General features: G+C 61.9%; 15 protein-coding genes and 2 tRNA genes. All 17 read right to left on the reverse strand.

All coding sequences use genetic code 11. From position 1 onward, the window contains the following. Positions 1-13: 13 nt before the first annotated feature. Complete coding sequence (locus tag L880_RS0122070; RefSeq protein WP_027477525.1) at positions 14-388, reverse strand: hypothetical protein; 375 nt, start codon at positions 386-388, stop codon at positions 14-16. 193 nt (positions 389-581) lie between these two features. Next, positions 582-657 (reverse strand) — tRNA-Phe (locus L880_RS0122075). A gap of 51 nt (positions 658-708) precedes the next feature. After that, complete coding sequence (locus L880_RS0122080; protein WP_019577982.1) at positions 709-1,374, reverse strand: response regulator; 666 nt, start codon at positions 1,372-1,374, stop codon at positions 709-711. Between the two features lie 35 nt (positions 1,375-1,409). Then, positions 1,410-3,686 carry a sensor histidine kinase gene (locus tag L880_RS0122085; RefSeq protein WP_027477526.1) on the reverse strand — a complete coding sequence of 759 codons (2,277 nt, stop codon included), beginning with the start codon at positions 3,684-3,686 and terminating at the stop codon, positions 1,410-1,412. Then, complete coding sequence (locus L880_RS0122090; RefSeq protein ID WP_027477527.1) at positions 3,683-4,255, reverse strand: DUF4390 domain-containing protein; 573 nt, start codon at positions 4,253-4,255, stop codon at positions 3,683-3,685. The genes L880_RS0122085 and L880_RS0122090 overlap by 4 nt, the downstream gene beginning before the upstream one ends. Before the next feature lie 25 nt (positions 4,256-4,280). Continuing rightward, positions 4,281-5,672 (reverse strand): 16S rRNA (cytosine(967)-C(5))-methyltransferase RsmB, encoded by a 1,392-nt coding sequence (gene rsmB / locus L880_RS0122095; RefSeq protein ID WP_245615296.1) that lies wholly within the window; start codon positions 5,670-5,672, stop codon positions 4,281-4,283. Further along, positions 5,669-6,247 (reverse strand): LemA family protein, encoded by a 579-nt coding sequence (locus tag L880_RS0122100; protein ID WP_051443512.1) that lies wholly within the window; start codon positions 6,245-6,247, stop codon positions 5,669-5,671. Before L880_RS0122100 ends, rsmB begins: the two co-directional genes overlap by 4 nt. A gap of 104 nt (positions 6,248-6,351) precedes the next feature. After that, entirely contained in the window at positions 6,352-10,569 is a 4,218-nt protein-coding gene (gene rpoC, locus L880_RS0122105) for a DNA-directed RNA polymerase subunit beta' (RefSeq protein ID WP_027477530.1), read from the reverse strand. A gap of 20 nt (positions 10,570-10,589) precedes the next feature. After that, positions 10,590-14,702, reverse strand: coding sequence for a DNA-directed RNA polymerase subunit beta (gene rpoB, locus L880_RS0122110; RefSeq protein ID WP_027477531.1), 4,113 nt, complete (start codon positions 14,700-14,702; stop codon positions 10,590-10,592). A 288-nt stretch (positions 14,703-14,990) separates the two neighbouring features. Further along, positions 14,991-15,365: a 50S ribosomal protein L7/L12 gene (gene rplL, locus L880_RS0122115; RefSeq protein ID WP_027477532.1), complete on the reverse strand. Its 375-nt coding sequence runs from the start codon at positions 15,363-15,365 to the stop codon at positions 14,991-14,993. Positions 15,366-15,404: 39 nt separating this feature from the next. Then, positions 15,405-15,923, reverse strand: a complete 519-nt coding sequence (gene rplJ, locus L880_RS0122120) for a 50S ribosomal protein L10 (RefSeq protein ID WP_027477533.1) — start codon at positions 15,921-15,923, stop codon at positions 15,405-15,407. 243 nt (positions 15,924-16,166) lie between these two features. Then, positions 16,167-16,862, reverse strand: a complete 696-nt coding sequence (gene rplA / locus L880_RS0122125; protein WP_027477534.1) for a 50S ribosomal protein L1 — start codon at positions 16,860-16,862, stop codon at positions 16,167-16,169. After that, entirely contained in the window at positions 16,862-17,293 is a 432-nt protein-coding gene (gene rplK, locus L880_RS0122130) for a 50S ribosomal protein L11 (RefSeq protein WP_019577992.1), read from the reverse strand. The genes rplA and rplK overlap by 1 nt, the downstream gene beginning before the upstream one ends. Positions 17,294-17,420: 127 nt before the next feature. After that, positions 17,421-18,008, reverse strand: a complete 588-nt coding sequence (nusG, locus tag L880_RS0122135; RefSeq protein ID WP_027477535.1) for a transcription termination/antitermination protein NusG — start codon at positions 18,006-18,008, stop codon at positions 17,421-17,423. Then, positions 18,008-18,391, reverse strand: coding sequence for a preprotein translocase subunit SecE (gene secE / locus L880_RS0122140; protein WP_027477536.1), 384 nt, complete (start codon positions 18,389-18,391; stop codon positions 18,008-18,010). The genes nusG and secE overlap by 1 nt, the downstream gene beginning before the upstream one ends. Positions 18,392-18,480: 89 nt before the next feature. After that, positions 18,481-18,556, reverse strand: a tRNA-Trp gene (locus L880_RS0122145). A gap of 9 nt (positions 18,557-18,565) precedes the next feature. Then, positions 18,566-19,374, reverse strand: an 809-nt coding sequence (locus L880_RS0122150; RefSeq protein WP_027476203.1) for an elongation factor Tu, incomplete at its 5' end; no start/stop codon positions are given.

The raw sequence follows: 19,374 nt of genomic DNA on the forward strand, positions 1-19,374 counted from the left end.
CAGGCTCCGGGGTTCAGACGCTGTGCGCCGGCTCTGTGGCCGGCCACAACAGGCCGGTCAATTGCTGAGGCACATCGTTGTCAAAGCTCATCAGCGCCTCGGGCGGCTGCGCCGCCGCCGCAGCCTGCAACACCGCAGCCACGCGGGCACTCTGCGGCGCACTGGGGGCCGCCTTCAACTGCAGCGCCAGCGCGGCCAAGGTTGCGTCCAACAAACGCTCGGAACCCAGCACGCTCCAGGCGTAGTCGATCTCATAGCGCTCCACCGCCTGGCTCAGGCTCTCGCCATCCAGCCGGGCTTCCGCAGCGAAATCATTCAGCGTGCGGGTGCTGAGCAGCCCTTGCAGCGCCTGGGCGTGGTCTTGGATGGAGAGGGTATCGACGACCATGGGGTGTCCTTTGGAGGTGAGGCAGCTTGCCGGCCCACCGGCCCGACCGATGTGACTCAAAAGCCGCCAAGGCTGAATCCGGCACAGTGCCGACGCAGACAAACAGAAAGCCACCCTGCCGGGTGGCCGCATGGGAGAGGCCCGAAACGAAAAAAGCCCTAAGCGGTTGATTGCTTAGGGCTTTTTGATGTTTTGGTGGCCTGGGACGGAATCGAACCATCGACACGCGGATTTTCAATCCGCTGCTCTACCAACTGAGCTACCGGGCCTGCCGAGAAATAAATTATAGCAAGCTTTTTTGAGGCAAAAACGAAAAAACCTCAAATTGCATTTTTTTTGCTGCGCGACAGGTCGACGCCGAGCTGACGCAGCTTGCGGTACAGGTGGGTGCGCTCCAGCCCGGTCTTTTCAGCCACGCGGGTCATGGAGCCGTTTTCCTGCAGCAAGTGGAATTCGAAATAGGCTTTCTCGAAGCCGTCGCGCGCTTCGCGCAGGGGCTTGTCCAGGTCGAACAGTTGCTGGGCCTGGGTCTGCACTTCGGCCAGCAGAGTGACGGGCGTGGCCTGGGCTTCGATCCGGGGTTCGGGCACATTGACCACGGGGGCCGCGGTCTTGCGCAGTTGGTTGCGGGCCAGGCCCTGCTCCACGGCCTTCAGCAGCTTTTGCAGGGTGATGGGCTTTTCGAGGAAGGAGAAGGCCCCGATGCGGGTGGCTTCGACGGCGGTATCGATGGTGGCGTGACCGCTCATCATGATCACGGGCATGGACAGCAGGCCGCCGGCCGCCCACTCCTTGAGGAGGCTGACGCCATCGGTGTCGGGCATCCAGATGTCGAGCAGGACCAGGTCGAACTCGTCGCGCTGCCGGGCGTTGCGCGCTTGCGAAGCGTTTTCGGCAAGTTCGACGTTGTGGCCCTCATCGTTGAGGATTTCGGACAGCAGATCCCGGATGCCCAGTTCGTCGTCGACCACCAGTATGTTTGCCATGATTGAAAGAAAGCGGTTCCAGGGAAGATGTTGTGTCAGGCAGGGGATGCCGGCGCAGTGGCGAATGATAGCGACACTTGAGCCCCGGCGATGTTGTCTCCGCTCATGTGATTGGAGAGATCGATCCGTGCACCATGCTCGTCGGCGATTTTCTTGACTACTGCAAGTCCCAGGCCAGTGCCTTTGGATTTGGTGGTGACATAGGGCTCGAAGGCCCTTTTGAGGATGTAGTCGGGAAAGCCGGTGCCGTGATCGCGCACCACCAGGCGCACGCGGCGCGAACTTTCGCTCCAGCGGGTGCGGATCTCGACCGGCTGGCGGTCGGCTGCGGCCACCCCCTCGGTGGCATCCTGCGCGTTCTGCAGCAGGTTGTGGATGACCTGGCGCAACTGCTGGGCGTCGCCCAGCACCGGCAGGCAGCGCGGGTCCAGCTCGGCTCGCACCGGCACGGTGGCGTTCTCGGGCCCATAAAGATGCAGGATGTCCTGCACCAGGGCGTTGAGGTCCAGGGGTTTGAGTTCGGCGGCGGGCAGACGAGCGTAGTCGCGGAACTCGTTGACCAGGCGCTTCATACCGTCCACCTGATCGACGATGGTCTTGACTGACTTGGTGAGCACGGCCTGCTCAGGGGCCGCCAGCTTGCCGCTGAGCTTCATCTCCAGGCGTTCGGCCGACAACTGGATGGGCGTGAGCGGGTTCTTGATTTCATGGGCCAGGCGGCGCGCCACCTCGCCCCAGGCCTGGGCGCGCTGGGCCGAGACGATTTCGGAGATGTCGTCAAACACCAGCAAGCGAGCGGAACCGGGCATTTCGGCGCCCCGGGCAACCAGCGTGATCATGCTGGCGGCCGCCCCGTTTTGTCCGTCGGGCAATTCGAAGGATTGCTGCCAGTGGTCCAGTCCGTGCTGCTGGGCGTTTTCGCCCAGAAAGGCGTCGAACTGACTCTGCACACGCTGCGCGAAGTCTTCCAGGCTGGGCACCGCCGACAGTGGGCGCCCTTCGTAGGCAGCCAGCGGCACCTTGAGGATGCGTGTGGCCCCAGGGTTGGACGACTGGATCTGCCCTTGCGCGTCCAGCACGATCACCCCGGCGGTGAGGTTGTCCAGAATGGTCTGCAGATTGGCCCGGGCAGTGCTGACCTGGCGCATGCTCTTTTCGACTGTGGCGCGGGCGTCGGCCAATTGCTGGGTCATGTCGGCAAACGAGCGGGTGAGGCCGCCCAGCTCGTCGCGGCCTTGCAGCACGGCTTTGGGGCTGAGGTTGCCGGCGGCCACTTCGCGCACGCCCTCGGCCAGCACCAGCAGGGGCCGGGCCAGCTGGTTGCCCAGCAACACGGCAAGCAGCACGGCGCCAAACACCGCCAGGAACAGGCTCAGTGTGAGGGTGCCGATGTACATGCGGCGCAGGCCGGACCGTGCCAGGGCACGCTCCTGGTATTCACGGTAGGCCTCTTGCACGGCCAGGGCATTGGCGACCAGCGTCGGCGGCAAGGGTACTGAAACCTGCAAAAAGCGCGATTCGGACAACAGGCCCAGGCTGGACGAGTTGACCAGGGCCATGGCGCGGATGCGGGCGTTGTTGATGGCAGCCGCGTTGGCGGGGTCGTCCAGGCCTTCGATCTGGGCCACGGCGCGCTGCTTGCGCACATTGCGGATGTTCTGTACCGAGGGGCGCTCCGGGTTGAGCTGGAAGCGCGACTGGCCCACGCTGGCCACCAGTTGGCCCGAAGCACTCCAGAGCACGACGTCGCTGGCCCCGAGCTGGTCGCGGATCTTTTCCAGCACCAGGCCGGCGGTGGCATCGGGCACATCGGTGAGCTGCGAGCCCGCGGCCCGGGTCTTGTTGGCCAGGTCGTTGGACAAGGTGTCGAGGGTGGCCCGGCCCAGGTTCACGCCAGCGTCCAGCGCGCCCTCGACCTTGACGTCAAACCAGCTTTCGATCGAGCGCGACACGAACTGGTAGGACACCACATAGATCAGCACGCCGGGCACAAAGCCCACCAGGGCAAAGATGGCCGCCAGCTTGACCAGCAAGCGGCTGCCGAAGCGCCCGCGCCTCAGCCGCTGGTACAGGCGCAGGGCGATCCACAGGATGGCCGACAGCAAGGCGCCCGCCACGATGAGGTTGATGACGAACAGGCGCAGGTAGTTGCGCTCGTACAAGGCCCGGTTGTTGGTGGCCTGGGTGAGCAAGAACAGCAGCAAGATGCCGATGATGACCATCATGGCAATGCCGATGCCGACGGTCCACCGGGCGGTGCGGGTGCTGAACAGGGAGTGTCGGTCGATGCCCGGTCTGGGCGCCGTGCTCATTTGGCAGGCTCCGGCTGCAGGCGCTGGTTGCGGCTGGCGGCCAGGTTCCAGTCGGTCCGGCCGGTCACGCCCAGTTGGAAGGGGCGAGGCAGTTGCGAGACATCCAGGCGGAAGCGGAAATCGACGCTGTGTCGGGCCTCGTTGTCGATGGCCGCCGCATCGGCGATGCGCCAGCGTGAGATGCGTTGGATGGCGCCAAGCGCCTCATCCAGGTCTTCAAAGCTCTGGCCCAGGCTCACGCCCAGGCCGGAGTTGGCAATCGGGGTGGGCGCCACCTGCAGGCGCCAGCGGCGCGTCAGGGGCTGGTAGGCCAGGCGCATGTAGCGGGCCACACTGACCACACGCTGGTCATACCAGTACCAGCGGTCGCGCAGCACCTCGGCCTCGGCCACAAAGTACAAGGGGATGCCTTTGGCCGCAGCATCGGCCACCAGCTGGGGCAGGTCAAAACGCACGGAGGCCGACAGGAAAAGCCCCTCTTCGGTGCGCTCCAGCCGCATTTGAGATACCTCTATCTCGGGCGTGTCGGCCCAAGCAGGCCGAATGCACCAGAAAAGGGCAGCCAGCAGCCATCCCGCGAGAAAGACGATCCGGTCAATCTGCGCGTTTTTCGAGCAAGGCGTAGAAAAATCCGTCGTGGTCACGGAGCCCATTGTCCCGGACGGGATCCCCCTTGCGCGCCGTGCGGGGAATTAAATGCCCAGGCGACGGGCTTAAAGCGGCGTCGGTGTTGTGCGCAAGAAACGTTTGAATCTGCAATTCACCCTCGGCGCGGAAGACGGAGCAGGTGCAATAAAGCAGCCGCCCCCCTGGGCGCACCAGGGGCCACAGCAAGGACAGCAAGGCCGCCTGGATGATGGCCAGCTGGCCGATATCGCTTTCGCGGCGCAACCAACGCACATCAGGATGGCGCCGCACGATGCCTGAAGCGGTGCAAGGCGCATCGAGCAAGATGCCGTCGTAGGGCAGCTTCTGGCCGTTTTCGGGCCACCAGAGTTCCGGGTCACGCGCGTCGGCGGCCACCACGCGGGCTTGCAGGCCCAGGCGCGACAGGTTCTGGTGAATGCGCTCGCAGCGGCGGGCGTCGATGTCCAGAGCCGTGACGTCGCAGTCGGCCAGCTCCAGGAGGTGGGCCGTCTTGCCGCCCGGGGCGGCGCAGGCGTCCAGCAGGCGCAGGCGCTGGCCGGGGCGGGCCGGGCTCAGGCCGTCCAGCAGCAAGGGGGCGGCCAGTTGAGCCCCGGCGTCCTGCACCGACACGTCGCCGACGTCGAAACCGGGTACCTCGGACACGGGACGGGCCTGCTCGAGCATGACGGCTGGGCCACCCAGGGCCTCGGCCGCGATGCCGGCTGCCGCCAGCCGCTGCAGGTAGGCGGACACCGTGGTGTGGCGCTGGTTGACGCGCAGGGTCATGGGCGCCTGGGTGGCGTTGGTGCGCAGGATCTCTTGCCAATGGCGCGGGTGGTCCTGGCGCAGACGGTCGATCCACCAGCGAGGGTGGTTCCATTGCGCCATGGGTTCGCGGGCCGTGGCCTCGACCAGGGCATCGCGCTCACGCAGAAAGCGGCGCAGGCAGGCATTGATGAAGGACGACTGGGGCCGGATGGCCGGCAGGCGCTTGGCCGCCTCGACCGCCTGATCGACCAGGGTGAATGTTTCGTAAGGCGCGTCCTGCTCGCGCCAGCCCAGGGCCAGCGCCGTGCACAACAGGGCATCGGCCAGCACCGGCGGGTTGCGCGGGGCGAGCTTGCGTCGCAAGGCTTCGGCCTGGCCCAGCCAGCGCAGCACATGGAACAGCAGAGATTGCACGCCGGGGCGCAACTCTGCGGGCACCGCCTCGATGGCGGTGGTGGCCGAGGCGCCTGAGCGGACCTCTGCCAGGGCCACAGCCACGGCTTGCAGCTGTTGCCAAAGAGGGATGGAGCCGCTGTAGTCGCCTGATTTCAGGCCGGCATTCAAATCAATTTTTTTGTAGTTGCTTGTCATAAAGACCGTGCCGTCCTGTAGGCAAAAACCCAGGCCAGCAATATCGCCGGAAACTGGCGGATGGCTTGGTTGTACCGTTGCGCCGCCTCATTGAAAACGTCCACCGCAGCCTGATCCTGAAGCAGCATCTGTTCCCAGTGGGCACTCAGAACCTGGGGCAGGCGGGGCACGCCGGAGTCCTCATCGGCCAGCACCTGGCGGATCGCCATGCGAAAGACGGTCCAGGCCGACGACAGTGATCCCAGCAGCTCCGAGTTCAAGGGGCTGAGTTTGGCGGCCTGCATACAGGCGCGAAACTGGGCCACCGCAGGCTGAAGAACGTGCAAATCGGGCCGCCCGTGCTCGGCACTGTCGACGCCATCTGCAGGGGTCGACGCCTCTTGCGGGCTGTGCAGCCATTGCACCTCGATCCAGGCCAGGTGTTTGAGCCACTGAGACTCAAGCAAGCTGAATGCCTGGACGGCGGCCACACGCAGACGCACCAGGCGGTTGTAGGCCCCGACGGCCCAGAACAGGAGCACGGCCACCGTGATCCAGACCCCGATCGGCAGGTCAAGCAAACCTTCCAAGGACATGGCAGGCTCCACGCATTCCAAAAGCTAGTGTCAGATGAAAAACGCCCCAGTCCCATCGTTGAATGGGGCTGGGGCGCTGATCGCTCACGCGTCAAAGGGCGTGCTTACTCCGAGGCAGCACCTTCGGCTTCGGCGCTGGCGTCCTGGCTGGCAGCCAGGTCGGCGGCTTCGGCTTCGGCGATGGCACGGCGCTCGGCTTCGTCCATGGCGTCCTTGGCCTTGCGGGCCTGGTGGTAGGCCAGACCGGTACCGGCCGGGATCAGGCGACCCACGATGACGTTTTCCTTCAGGCCACGCAGCTCGTCGCGCTTGCCCATGATGGCAGCCTCGGTGAGCACGCGGGTCGTTTCCTGGAACGACGCGGCCGAGATGAAGGAGTCGGTCGACAGCGAGGCCTTGGTGATACCCAGCAACAGGTTGCTGTAGGTGGCAGGCACCTTGTTGTCGCGCTGCAGGGCCTCATTGGTGTTGAGGATCTCCGAACGCTCGACTTGCTCGCCAGCGATGTAGTTCGACTCGCCGGTGTTATCGACCACCACACGACGCAGCATCTGGCGAACGATCACTTCAATGTGCTTGTCGTTGATCTTCACGCCTTGCAAGCGGTACACGTCCTGCACTTCGTCGACGATGTAGCGGGCCAGTTCTTCCATGCCCAGCAGGCGCAGGATGTCTTGCGGGTCGGCCGGGCCGTCCACAATCGATTCGCCCTTGTTGACCACCTGGCCTTCGTGCACCAGGATGTTCTTTTCCTTGGGCACGAGTTCTTCCCAGACCTTGCCTTCCGGATCGGTGATCTGCAGGCGGACCTTGCCCTTGGTTTCCTTGCCGAAAGACACGGTACCGGTCATTTCGGCCAGGGTGCCCTTGTCCTTCGGGGTACGGGCTTCGAAGAGTTCGGCCACACGCGGCAGACCGCCGGTGATGTCGCGGGTCTTCTGACCTTCGATTGGGATACGGGCCAGCACTTCGCCTGGGCCCACGTCCTGACCGTCGCGCACCTGGATCAGAGCGCCGACCTGGAAGCCGATGGTCACCGAGTGATCGGTGCCCGGGATCTTGACTTCCTGGCCTTGGGCGTCGATCAGCTTGACCTGAGGACGGACCACCTTGGCCGAACCACGACGCTTGGGATCGATCACCACCAGGGTGGACAGACCGGTCACTTCGTCGACCTGCTTGGCAACGGTCAGACCTTCTTCGACGTTCTCGAACTTCACCTGACCGGCGAACTCGGTGATGATCGGGCGGGTCAGCGGATCCCAGTTGGCGAGGATGGTGCCAGCCTTGATGGTCTGGTCAGCCTTCACCGTCAGGGTTGCGCCGTAAGGCACCTTGTGGCGTTCGCGTTCGCGGCCATGCTCGTCCTGGATGATGATTTCACCCGAACGTGCAATCACCACCAGTTCGCCCTTGGTGTTGCTCACGTAGCGCATCGTGGCATTGAAGCCGATGATGCCGTTGGACTTGGCTTCCACGCTGGAGGCGATGGCAGCGCGCGAGGCGGCACCACCGATGTGGAAGGTACGCATGGTCAGCTGGGTACCCGGCTCACCGATGGACTGGGCAGCGATCACACCCACGGCTTCGCCGAGGTTGATCAGACCGCCGCGGCCCAAGTCGCGGCCATAGCACTTGGCGCACAGACCGTAGCGGGTTTCGCAGATCAGTGCAGTGCGGACCTTCACTTCGTCGACGCCAGCGGCTTCGAGGTCTTCGATCAGGTCTTCGTCCAGCATGCTGCCGGCCACAGCCAGCACAGCGCGGGTTTCCGGGTGCAGCACGTCTTCGGCAGCGGTGCGGCCCAGGATACGGTCGCGCAGCGATTCGATCACTTCACCGCCTTCGACGATGGCGCGCATCAGCGAGCCATTGGTGGTGCCGCAATCGTCTTCGGTGACCACCAGATCCTGCGTCACATCGACCAGACGACGGGTCAGGTAACCCGAGTTGGCCGTCTTCAGCGCCGTATCCGCCAGACCCTTCCGGGCACCGTGGGTGGAGATGAAGTACTGCAACACGTTCAGACCTTCACGGAAGTTCGCCGTGATGGGGGTCTCGATGATGGAGCCGTCAGGCTTGGCCATCAGACCCCGCATCCCTGCGAGCTGACGGATCTGGGCGGCAGAGCCGCGGGCGCCGGAGTCGGCCATCATGTAAATCGAGTTGAACGATTCCTGATCGACTTCATTGCCGTGGCGGTCGATGGTCTTTTGCTTGGCCAACTGGGCCATCATGACCTTGGAGACCTCGTCACCCGACTTGCCCCAGATGTCCACCACCTTGTTGTAGCGTTCGCCAGCGGTCACGAGACCGGAGACGTACTGCTGTTCGATTTCCTTCACCTCGCGCTCGGAGCGCTCGATGATGCCTTGCTTCTCCGGCGGCACCAGCATGTCGTCGATGCAGATCGAGATGCCGGCACGGGTGGCCAGACGGAAACCGTTTTGCAGCAGCTTGTCGGCGAAGACCACCGTTTCCTTGAGACCGCACTTGCGGAAGGAGACGTTGATCAGCTTCGAGATTTCCTTCTTCTTGAGCGCCTTGTTGATGTTGGCAAAAGGCAGGCCCTTGGGCAGGATCTCGGACAGCAGAGCGCGGCCGGCGGTGGTTTCCACCAGCTTGGTGTCGGGCACGAATTCGCCGGTGGCCTTGTCCTTGTTCCACTCGGTGATACGCACGGTGACGCGGGCGGTCAGCTCGACCTGGCCGGCATCGAAAGCGCGTTGCACTTCGGGCACGTCGGAGAACACCAGACCTTCGCCCTTGGCGTTGATGCGGTCACGGGTCGTGTAGTACAGACCCAGCACCACGTCTTGCGAGGGCACGATCGAGGGTTCGCCGGAGGCCGGGAACAGCACGTTGTTGGAGGCCAGCATCAGCGTGCGGGCTTCCATCTGGGCTTCCACCGACAGCGGCACGTGAACAGCCATCTGGTCACCGTCGAAGTCGGCGTTGAAGGCCGCGCAAACCAGCGGGTGCAGTTGGATGGCCTTGCCTTCGATCAGGATGGGTTCGAAGGCCTGGATGCCCAGACGGTGCAGCGTAGGCGCACGGTTGAGCATGATCGGGTGTTCCTTGATGACTTCTTCAAGGATGTCCCACACCACCGGGGTGCCGGATTCAACTTCCTTCTTGGCCGCCTTGATGGTGGTGGCAATGCCCATCGCCTCGAGGCGCGAGAAGATGAAGGGCTTGAACAGTTCCAGCGCCATCAGCTTGGGCAGACCGCACTGGTGCAGCTTCAGGGTCGGGCCCACGGTAATGACCGAACGACCCGAGTAGTCGACGCGCTTGCCCAGCAAGTTCTGACGGAAACGACCGCTCTTGCCCTTGATCATGTCGGCCAGCGACTTGAGAGCACGCTTGTTGGCACCGGTCATGGCCTTGCCGCGGCGGCCGTTGTCGAGCAGCGAGTCGACGGCTTCCTGCAGCATCCGCTTTTCGTTGCGGGCGATGATTTCAGGGGCCTTCAACTCCAGCAGGCGACGCAGACGGCTGTTGCGGTTGATGACGCGGCGGTACAGGTCGTTCAGGTCGGAGGTGGCGAAACGGCCGCCATCCAACGGCACCAGCGGACGCAGGTCCGGCGGCAGCACGGGCAGCACTTCGAGCACCATCCACTCGGGCTTGATGCCCGACTTCTTGAAGGCTTCGAGCACCTTGAGGCGCTTGGCGTTCTTCTTGACCTTGACTTCAGAGCCGGTCAGGTCGCCGCGCAGGCGTTCGATCTCGGTGTCGATGTCGATCGACTCCAGCAGATCCTTGATGCCTTCAGCGCCCATCTTGGCGATGAATTCATCGCCGTATTCCTTGCGCTTGGCGTCGTAGTCGTCCTCGGACATGATGCTGAACTTCTTCAGCGGGGTCATGCCGGGGTCGGTCACCACATAGGCTTCAAAGTACAGCACGCGCTCGATGTCGCGCAGCGTCATGTCGAGCACCAGGCCCAGACGCGAAGGCAGCGACTTCAGGAACCAGATGTGGGCGCAAGGCGCGGCCAGGTCGATGTGGCCCATGCGTTCACGACGCACCTTGGTCTGGGTGACTTCAACGCCGCACTTCTCGCAGATCACACCGCGGTGCTTGAGGCGCTTGTACTTGCCGCACAGGCACTCGTAGTCCTTGATGGGGCCGAAGATCTTGGCGCAGAACAGGCCGTCACGCTCGGGCTTGAAGGTCCGGTAGTTGATGGTCTCGGGCTTCTTCACTTCACCGAAAGACCAGGAACGGATCTTCTCAGGCGAAGCCATGCCGATGCGGATGGCATCGAAATGCTCATCGGGCGTGAATTGCTTGAACAGGTCGAGTAGCGATTTCATGTGACTCTTTCCTTTTCAAATTAAGAACGTTCGAGTTCGATGTCCAGGCCCAGGGAACGGATTTCCTTGACCAGCACATTGAACGATTCCGGCATGCCGGCTTCGATGGCGTGTTCGCCCTTGACGATGCTTTCGTACACCTTGGTACGACCTTGCACGTCGTCGGACTTGACGGTGAGCATTTCCTGCAGAACGTAGGCGGCGCCGTAAGCTTCGAGCGCCCACACTTCCATTTCCCCGAAACGCTGACCACCGAACTGGGCCTTGCCGCCCAGCGGTTGCTGCGTGACCAGGGAGTACGGACCGGTGGAACGGGCGTGCATCTTGTCGTCGACCAAGTGGTGCAGCTTCAAGAAGTGCATGTAGCCAATGGTGGTCGGACGCTCGAACGGTTCACCCGTGCGGCCGTCGATCAGGTTGGCCTGTGTGCGGGCAGCGGTCAGACCCTTGGCGGCAGCGATGTCGTCCGGGTAGGCCAGCTTCAGCATGGCGCGGATGTCTTCTTCGGCGGCACCGTCGAACACCGGGCTGGCGAAAGGCACGCCAGACTTGAGGTTCTCGGCCATCTCGATGACGTCTTCGTCGCTGAGTTGGGACAGGTCTTCCTTGCGGCCGTGTGCGTTGTACAGCTCTTCGAAGAACTTGCGCAGTTCAGCCAGACGGCTTTCAGCCTGCAGCATGTTGCCGATGCGCTGGCCAATGCCCTTGCCGGCCCAGCCCAGGTGGACTTCCAGCACCTGACCGACGTTCATCCGCGAAGGCACGCCCAGCGGGTTCAGAACGATGTCGGCAGGGGTACCGTCGGCCATGTAGGGCATGTCTTCGACCGGAACGATCTTGGACACCACACCCTTGTTACCGTGACGGCCGGCCATCTTGTCACCAGGCTGCAGGCGACGCTTGACGGCCAGGTACACCTTGACCATCTTCAGCACGCCAGCGGGCAGCTCGTCGCCCTGGGTCAGCTTCTTGCGCTTTTCTTCAAAAGCCAGGTCGAAGCTGTGGCGGGTCTGTTCCAGCGAATTCTTGATGGATTCAAGCTGGGTGGCCACTTCGTCTTCAGCCGGACGGATGTCGAACCAGTGGAACTTCTCGACCGAGCTCAGGTAAGCCTTGTCGAGCTTGGTGCCCTTGGCCAGCTTCTGCGGTCCGCCGTTGGCGACGCGACCGGTGAGCAGCTTCTCGATACGGTCGAAGGCGTCGGCCTCGACGATGCGCAGCTGGTCGTTCAGGTCGAGGCGGAAGCGCTTGAGTTCATCGTCGATGATCTGTTGGGCGCGCTTGTCGCGGGTGATGCCTTCGCGGGTGAACACCTGCACGTCGATCACGGTGCCTTGCGAGCCCTGATCCACACGCAGCGAGGTGTCCTTCACGTCGGAAGCCTTCTCGCCGAAGATGGCGCGCAGCAGCTTCTCTTCAGGCGTGAGGGTGGTTTCGCCCTTGGGGGTGACCTTGCCCACCAGCACATCGCCGGGTTGCACTTCAGCGCCGACGTAGATGATGCCCGACTCGTCGAGGCGGTTCAGCTGCTGTTCGGACAGGTTGGGGATGTCGCGGGTGATTTCTTCCGCGCCCAGCTTGGTGTCGCGGGCCATGACCACCAGTTCCTCGATGTGGATCGAGGTGTAGCGGTCGTCAGCCACCACGCGTTCGGAGATCAGGATCGAATCTTCGAAGTTGTAGCCGTTCCAGGGCATGAACGCGATCAGCATGTTCTGGCCGATGGCGATTTCACCCAGGTCGGTCGAGGCGCCGTCAGCAATCACGTCACCCTTGGCCAGCTTGTCGCCACGCTTGACGATCGGACGCTGGTGGATGTTGGTGTTCTGGTTGGAACGCTGGTACTTGATGAGGTTGTAGATGTCCACACCCACTTCACCGGCCACAGCTTCGGCGTCGTTCACACGCACCACGATGCGGGTGGCATCGACGTAGTCCACCACGCCGCCACGGGTCGCCGTGACCACGGTGCCCGAGTCGACCGCGGCCACGCGCTCGATCCCGGTGCCCACCATGGGCTTCTCGGGACGCAGCACCGGCACGGCCTGACGCGACATGTTGGCACCCATCAAGGCGCGGTTCGCATCGTCGTGCTCGAGGAACGGAACCAGCGAGGCGGCCACCGACACGATCTGGGCAGGCGACACGTCCATGTACTGCACGCGCTCGGCGCTCAGCAGGGTCGATTCACCCTTTTCACGGGCCGACACCAGGTCACCCGTCAGACGGCCTTCGGCGTCCAGCGTGGCGTTGGCCTGGGCGATCACGTACTTGCCTTCTTCGATGGCCGACAGGTAATCGATCTGGTCGGTCACCTTGCCGTCCACCACTCGGCGGTACGGTGTTTCAATGAAGCCGTACTCGTTCAGTCGAGCGTACAGAGCCAGCGAGTTGATCAGACCGATGTTCGGGCCTTCAGGCGTTTCAATCGGGCAGACGCGACCGTAGTGGGTCACGTGCACGTCACGCACTTCGAAGCCGGCACGTTCACGGGTCAAACCGCCCGGGCCAAGGGCCGACACGCGGCGCTTGTGGGTGATTTCGGCCAGCGGGTTGGTCTGGTCCATGAACTGCGACAGCTGCGAGGCGCCGAAGAACTCCTTGAGGGCCGCAGAAATCGGCTTGGAGTTGATCAGGTCGTGCGGCATCAGCGGCTCTTGCTCAGCCTGGCCCAGACGCTCCTTCACAGCCTTCTCGATGCGAGCCAGACCGGTGCGGTACTGGTTTTCAGCCAGTTCGCCCACGCAACGCACACGGCGGTTGCCCAAGTGGTCGATGTCGTCGACTTCGCCGTTGCCGTTGCGCAGATCCACCAGGATCTTGACCACAGCCAGGATGTCTTCGTTGGTCAGCACCATCGGACCGGTCGACTCTTCGCGACCGATCTTGGCATTGAACTTCATGCGGCCGACGCGCGACAGATCGTAGGTGTCGGGGTTGTAGAACAGGCGCTGGAACAGGGCCTGCACAGCGTCTTCGGTCGGCGGCTCGCCGGGGCGCATCATGCGGTAGATGGCCACGCGGGCAGCGAACTCGTCGGTGGTTTCGTCGGTGCGCAGAGTCTGCGAGATGTACGGACCTTGGTCCAGTTCATTCGTGTAGATGCACTGCAGATCGAGGATGCCGGCGCTGCGCAGCTTCTTCAGCAGCACTTCGGTCAGTTCGTCGTTGGCCTTGGCCAGGATCTCACCCGTGTCGCCGTCAACGATGTTGCGAGCGACAACGCGGCCGATCAGGAAGTCTTCGGGGACGCTGACGTGGGTGGTGCCCGATTGCTCGAGTTCACGGGTGTGGCGCGCGGTGATGCGCTTGTCCTTGGCCACGACCACCTTGCCGGACTTGTCGGTGATGTCAAAACGAGCCACTTCACCACGCAGGCGCTCGGGCACGAATTCCATCTGTGCACCGCTGTCCATCAGGCGGAAATTGTCGTTGACAAAGAAGTTGGCCAGGATCGACTCGGGGTTCAGGCCAATGGCCTTGAGCAGGGTCGTGACCGGCATCTTGCGGCGGCGGTCCACACGGAAGTACAGCAGGTCCTTGGGGTCGAATTCGAAGTCGAGCCAGGAGCCACGGTAAGGAATCACACGCGCCGAGAACAGCAACTTGCCCGAGCTGTGGGTCTTGCCCTTGTCGTGTTCGAAGAACACGCCAGGCGAACGGTGCAACTGGGACACGATCACGCGCTCAGTGCCGTTGATGATGAACGACCCCTTGTCGGTCATCAGGGGCACTTCGCCCATGTAGACCTCTTGCTCTTTCACTTCCTTGACCACCTTGGACTGGGCGCTGGAGGATTCGCGGTCGTAAATGATCAGCTGAACTTTGGCGCGCACTGCCGAGGCGAAGGTCAAACCACGGGTTTGGCATTCACGAACATCGAACGCGGGTTTGGCGAGGTTGTACTCGACAAACTTCATCTCCACGAAACCGTTGTGCGAGACGATGGGGAAGGCAGCCTGAAAAGCGGCCTGCAAACCTTCGTTGGTGCGTTTCTGGGGGGCAACATCTGCCTGCAGGAATGCGGTGTAAGCATCCTTCTGCATCTGCAGCAGGTAAGGCACTTCGAGCACGCTGTCGCGGCTGCCGAAACTTTTGCGGATTCGCTTGCGTTCGGTGTATGAATAGGCCATGAAATCTCCGGGCAAAGACATGAGTCCTGGGTCTTCGACGACTGGACCCGCTAGACGGTGGTGCACGCTGGGCACACACGTGCGGGCTTGGCGGTTGGCCACTACCAACCATGGCTGACGGCGATGCATTGCACATCGCCCGGACCAAGGCATCTTCTGCTGTCGGGGTCAGAAGACACTCAAAAACTGCCACTGTGCAGCTTTTGGGTGCGCTCTGTGAGACGCATCCTATAAGCACCAAAGGCTGGAGGCCCTTTGTGAGCACTCCAGCCTCTGAGCGAGACCCAATTACTTGAGTTCGACCTTGGCGCCAGCTTCTTCCAGCTTCTTCTTGGCAGCTTCGGCGTCAGCCTTGGCAATGCCTTCCTTGACGGCCTTGGGAGCGCCGTCGACCAGGTCCTTGGCTTCCTTCAGACCCAGGCCGGTGATTTCACGCACGGCCTTGATGACGGACACCTTGTTGGCGCCGGCTTCAGTCAGCACGACGTTGAACTCGGTCTTCTCTTCTGCAACAGCAGCAGCAGCGCCGCCGCCAGCAGCAGGAGCGGCCATAGCGGCAGCGCTCACGCCAAACTTCTCTTCGATGGCCTTGACCAGGTCGTTGAGTTCGAGGACCGTCATGCTGTCGAGAGCGGTCAGAAATGCGTCTTTATCGAATGCCATTTTTAAATTCCTAACAATTGGTTCAAGGTTGCTGTGGGCTCAAGCGGCCACAGCAGCTTCTTCGGTTGCGCCTTCGCCTTTTTTGGCCGCCAGAGCACCCAACACCACAGCGGTGCGGGAGATCGGGGACATCAGCAAGCCACACAACTGGGCCAGCAACACTTCCTTCGACGGAATGTTGGCCAGTTGCTTAACGCCGTTCACATCCAGGGCTTTACCTGCGAAAGCGCCGCCGCGAATCACCAACTTGTCGTTGGTCTTCGCGAAATCGGCCACCACCTTAGCGGCGGCCACAGCGTCTTCGGAGAAGCCATAGATCAGCGGACCGGTCATCTGGTCGGCGACAACGTCAAACTGGCTGCCAGCCACAGCACGGCGGGCCAGGGTGTTCTTCAGAACACTCAGGCTCACACCCTTGCTGCGAGCGTCAACGCGCAGTTTGGTCATGTCAGCGACCGTGATGCCACGGTATTCCGCGATCACGAGCGTTTGAGCTTTAGCGGCGAGGCTGGTCACTTCGGAAATGACCGCTTCTTTCTCACTGCGATTCAGACTCAAGGTCTACTCCTTCAAAATGCGTCTCGGGATCACTCCCTCGACGCGCCTTAGTGCAGCGACCAACTGTTTTGGAAAATTTCCATCTGCAGCGGGATCGCCATCTGCGCTGGCCCCTCAGGTATTAAGTGCAAGCCTTGCGGCCCCCACACCAGCGGTCTTGGATGGCCCTGTGATCTCTTTCAAGACCCCAGGCCCACCACACCAGAGGACTTGCGCCCTCTGACGATTTCTTGCTCGAAGCGATTAAGCTGCGATGGTTTGGGTATCGACGCGAACGCCCACGCCCATGGTCGACGAGACAGCCACCTTGCGCAGGTAAACACCCTTGCTGGTCGCCGGCTTGGCCTTGTTCAGGGCATCCACCAGAGCAGCCAGGTTGCCCTGGAGCTTGTCGGTGTCGAACGAACGACGGCCGATGGTGGAGTGGACGATACCGGCCTTGTCAACGCGGAATTGCACTTGACCAGCCTTGGCATTGCGCACTGCAGTGGCGACGTCCGGGGTCACAGTACCCACCTTGGGGTTAGGCATCAAACCGCGCGGGCCCAGGATCTGACCCAGGGTACCCACGATGCGCATGGCATCGGGAGCCGCGATCACGACGTCGAAAGGCATGTCACCAGCCTTCACCTGGGCGGCCAGGTCGTCCATGCCGACCACGTCAGCGCCGGCAGCCTTGGCTTCTTCAGCCTTGGCGCCTTGGGCGAACACAGCCACGCGCTTGGTCTTGCCGGTACCGTTGGGCAGCACCACGGCGCCACGAACGACTTGATCCGACTTCTTAGCGTCAATGCCGAGCTGCACAGCCACGTCGATGGATTCATCGAACTTGGCGGTGGCGAACTCTTTCACCAGGGTGATGGCATCGTTCAGGGCATACAGCTTGTTGCTGTCGACCTTGCCTTGCAGGGCTTTTGCTTTTTTGGTGAGCTTAGTCATCACAGACCCTCCACCGTCACGCCCATGGAGCGTGCGGAACCAGCGATGGTACGAATAGCGGCATCAACGCTGGCAGCGTTCATGTCCTTCATCTTGGTCTTGGCGATTTCTTCGAGCTGAGCGCGAGTGATCTTGCCAACCTTGTCGCTGTGCGGACGAGCAGAGCCCTTGTCCAGCTTGATGGCCTTCTTGATCAGAGTCGTCGCGGGCGGCGTCTTGATGATGAAGGTGAAGCTCTTGTCAGCGAACGCGGTGATGACCACGGGCAGCGGCAGACCAGGTTCAACACCTTGGGTCTGGGCGTTGAACGCCTTGCAGAATTCCATGATGTTCAGGCCGCGCTGACCCAGTGCCGGGCCGATCGGGGGGGACGGGTTGGCCTTGCCAGCTGGCACTTGCAGCTTCACAAAACCGACGATTTTTTTCGCCATGCTTTACTCCTTGCGGGTCAAACGCCATGCAGGTCAAGCAACCAGCACATGGCTTCCCGGGGTTAACGACTCTTGATTTGACGCTGCGCCGAGTCGGGTGGCGCAGCAACCGGCAAGCCGGAAAAAATCAGGTCTTTTCGACCTGCGTGAATTCGAGTTCGACGGGTGTGGCGCGACCGAAGATCGTCACAGACACACGGACCTTGCTCTTTTCGTAGTTCACTTCTTCCACAGACCCATTGAAGTCTGTGAAAGGACCTTCCTTGACGCGAACCAACTCGCCGACCACAAACTCGACCTTGTGACGCGGCTTGTCGGTACCTTCCTGCATCTGACTGACGATCTTTTGGACTTCTTCTTCAGAGATCGGCGCAGGACGGTTCTTGGCGCCCCCCACAAAACCGGTGACCTTGTTGGTGTGCTTCACCAAGTGCCAGGATTCGTCATCCATCACCATCTCCACCAGCACGTAGCCAGGGAAAAAGCGGCGTTCAGTGGTCTTGCGCTGGCCATTCTTCATTTCCACCACTTCTTCGGTGGGAACCAGAATGCGCCCGAACTTGTGCTGCATACCAGCACGATTGATGCGCTCGGTGATGTTGCGTTCAACGGCCTTTTCCATGCCCGAATAGGCATGGACCACATACCAACGCAGATCGGGATTGGCGGGGGTGGCAGCCGCTGGGGCCACCGAATTGTCAACAGCGTCAGTCATTATCGTTTCCACCCCAGAATCAAGTCGTAGAACAACCACTCAAGGGTCTTGTCGGTGAACCACAGGAACAAAGCCATGATCACGACAAAGCCAAAGACATAGGCGGTGATCTGAATGGCTTCTTTGCGGGTAGGCCAGACAACCTTGCGCACTTCCCGCACAGCCTCACGGCCGAATGCCACCAACTGCCGACCCGACTCCGAAGTCAGGAACACAGCACCCGCAGCGACCAGACCAACAATCAGCGCAGCCCATTGCGCCAAAGCGCCCTGTTGAGTCAGCAGATAGAACGCCACCAAGGCTGCAAGCACCAATGCGCCTGCAGCCACGAGTTTGGCCTTGTCGGCCCCTGTGTTGACAGTTTCAACCTGTGAAGTTGCCATGATGGGCTGGATTCCGCTTCAAATTTGTTGCGTGTCCTGAGACACAGAAGCCCGTCAGGGCTTGACGGGCTTTTGGTGCCACCTTCAGGTGGCAGGGGCAGTAGGAATCGAACCTACAACCTTCGGTTTTGGAGACCGACGCTCTGCCAATTGAGCTATACCCCTCCGAGAAAATTACTCGATGATGGTGGCAACCACACCGGCGCCCACGGTCTTGCCACCTTCACGGATGGCGAAACGCAGACCTTCTTCCATGGCGATGGGGTTGATCAGCTTCACAGTGATCGACACGTTGTCGCCAGGCATGACCATTTCCTTGTCCTTCGGCAGCTCGATGGCGCCGGTCACGTCGGTCGTGCGGAAGTAGAACTGAGGACGGTAGTTGTTGAAGAACGGGGTGTGACGGCCGCCTTCATCCTTCGACAGAACGTAGATTTCTGCGGTGAAGTGGGTGTGCGGCTTGACGCTGCCCGGCTTGCACAGCACTTGGCCACGCTCGACGTCTTCACGCTTGGTACCGCGCAGCAAGATGCCGACGTTGTCGCCAGCTTGACCTTGATCCAGCAGCTTGCGGAACATTTCCACGCCAGTGCAGGTGGTCTTCACGGTGGGCTTGATACCCACGATTTCGATTTCTTCGCCGACCTTGATGATGCCGCGCTCAACACGACCGGTCACCACAGTGCCACGACCCGAGATCGAGAACACGTCTTCCACAGGCATCAGGAAGGCACCGTCCACAGCGCGCTCAGGCGTCGGGATGTAAGTGTCCAGAGCTTCGGCCAGCTTCATGATGGCTTGCTCGCCCAGCTCGCCCTTGTCGCCGTCCAGCGCCAGACGTGCCGAACCCTTGATGATCGGGGTGTCGTCGCCAGGGAATTCGTACTTGGACAGCAGCTCGCGCACTTCCATTTCAACCAGTTCCAGCAGCTCGGCGTCGTCCACCAGGTCAGCCTTGTTCAGGAAGACGATGATGTAAGGCA

This window comes from Curvibacter gracilis ATCC BAA-807 (genome assembly GCF_000518645.1).
Lineage (GTDB): Bacteria > Pseudomonadota > Gammaproteobacteria > Burkholderiales > Burkholderiaceae_C > Curvibacter > Curvibacter gracilis.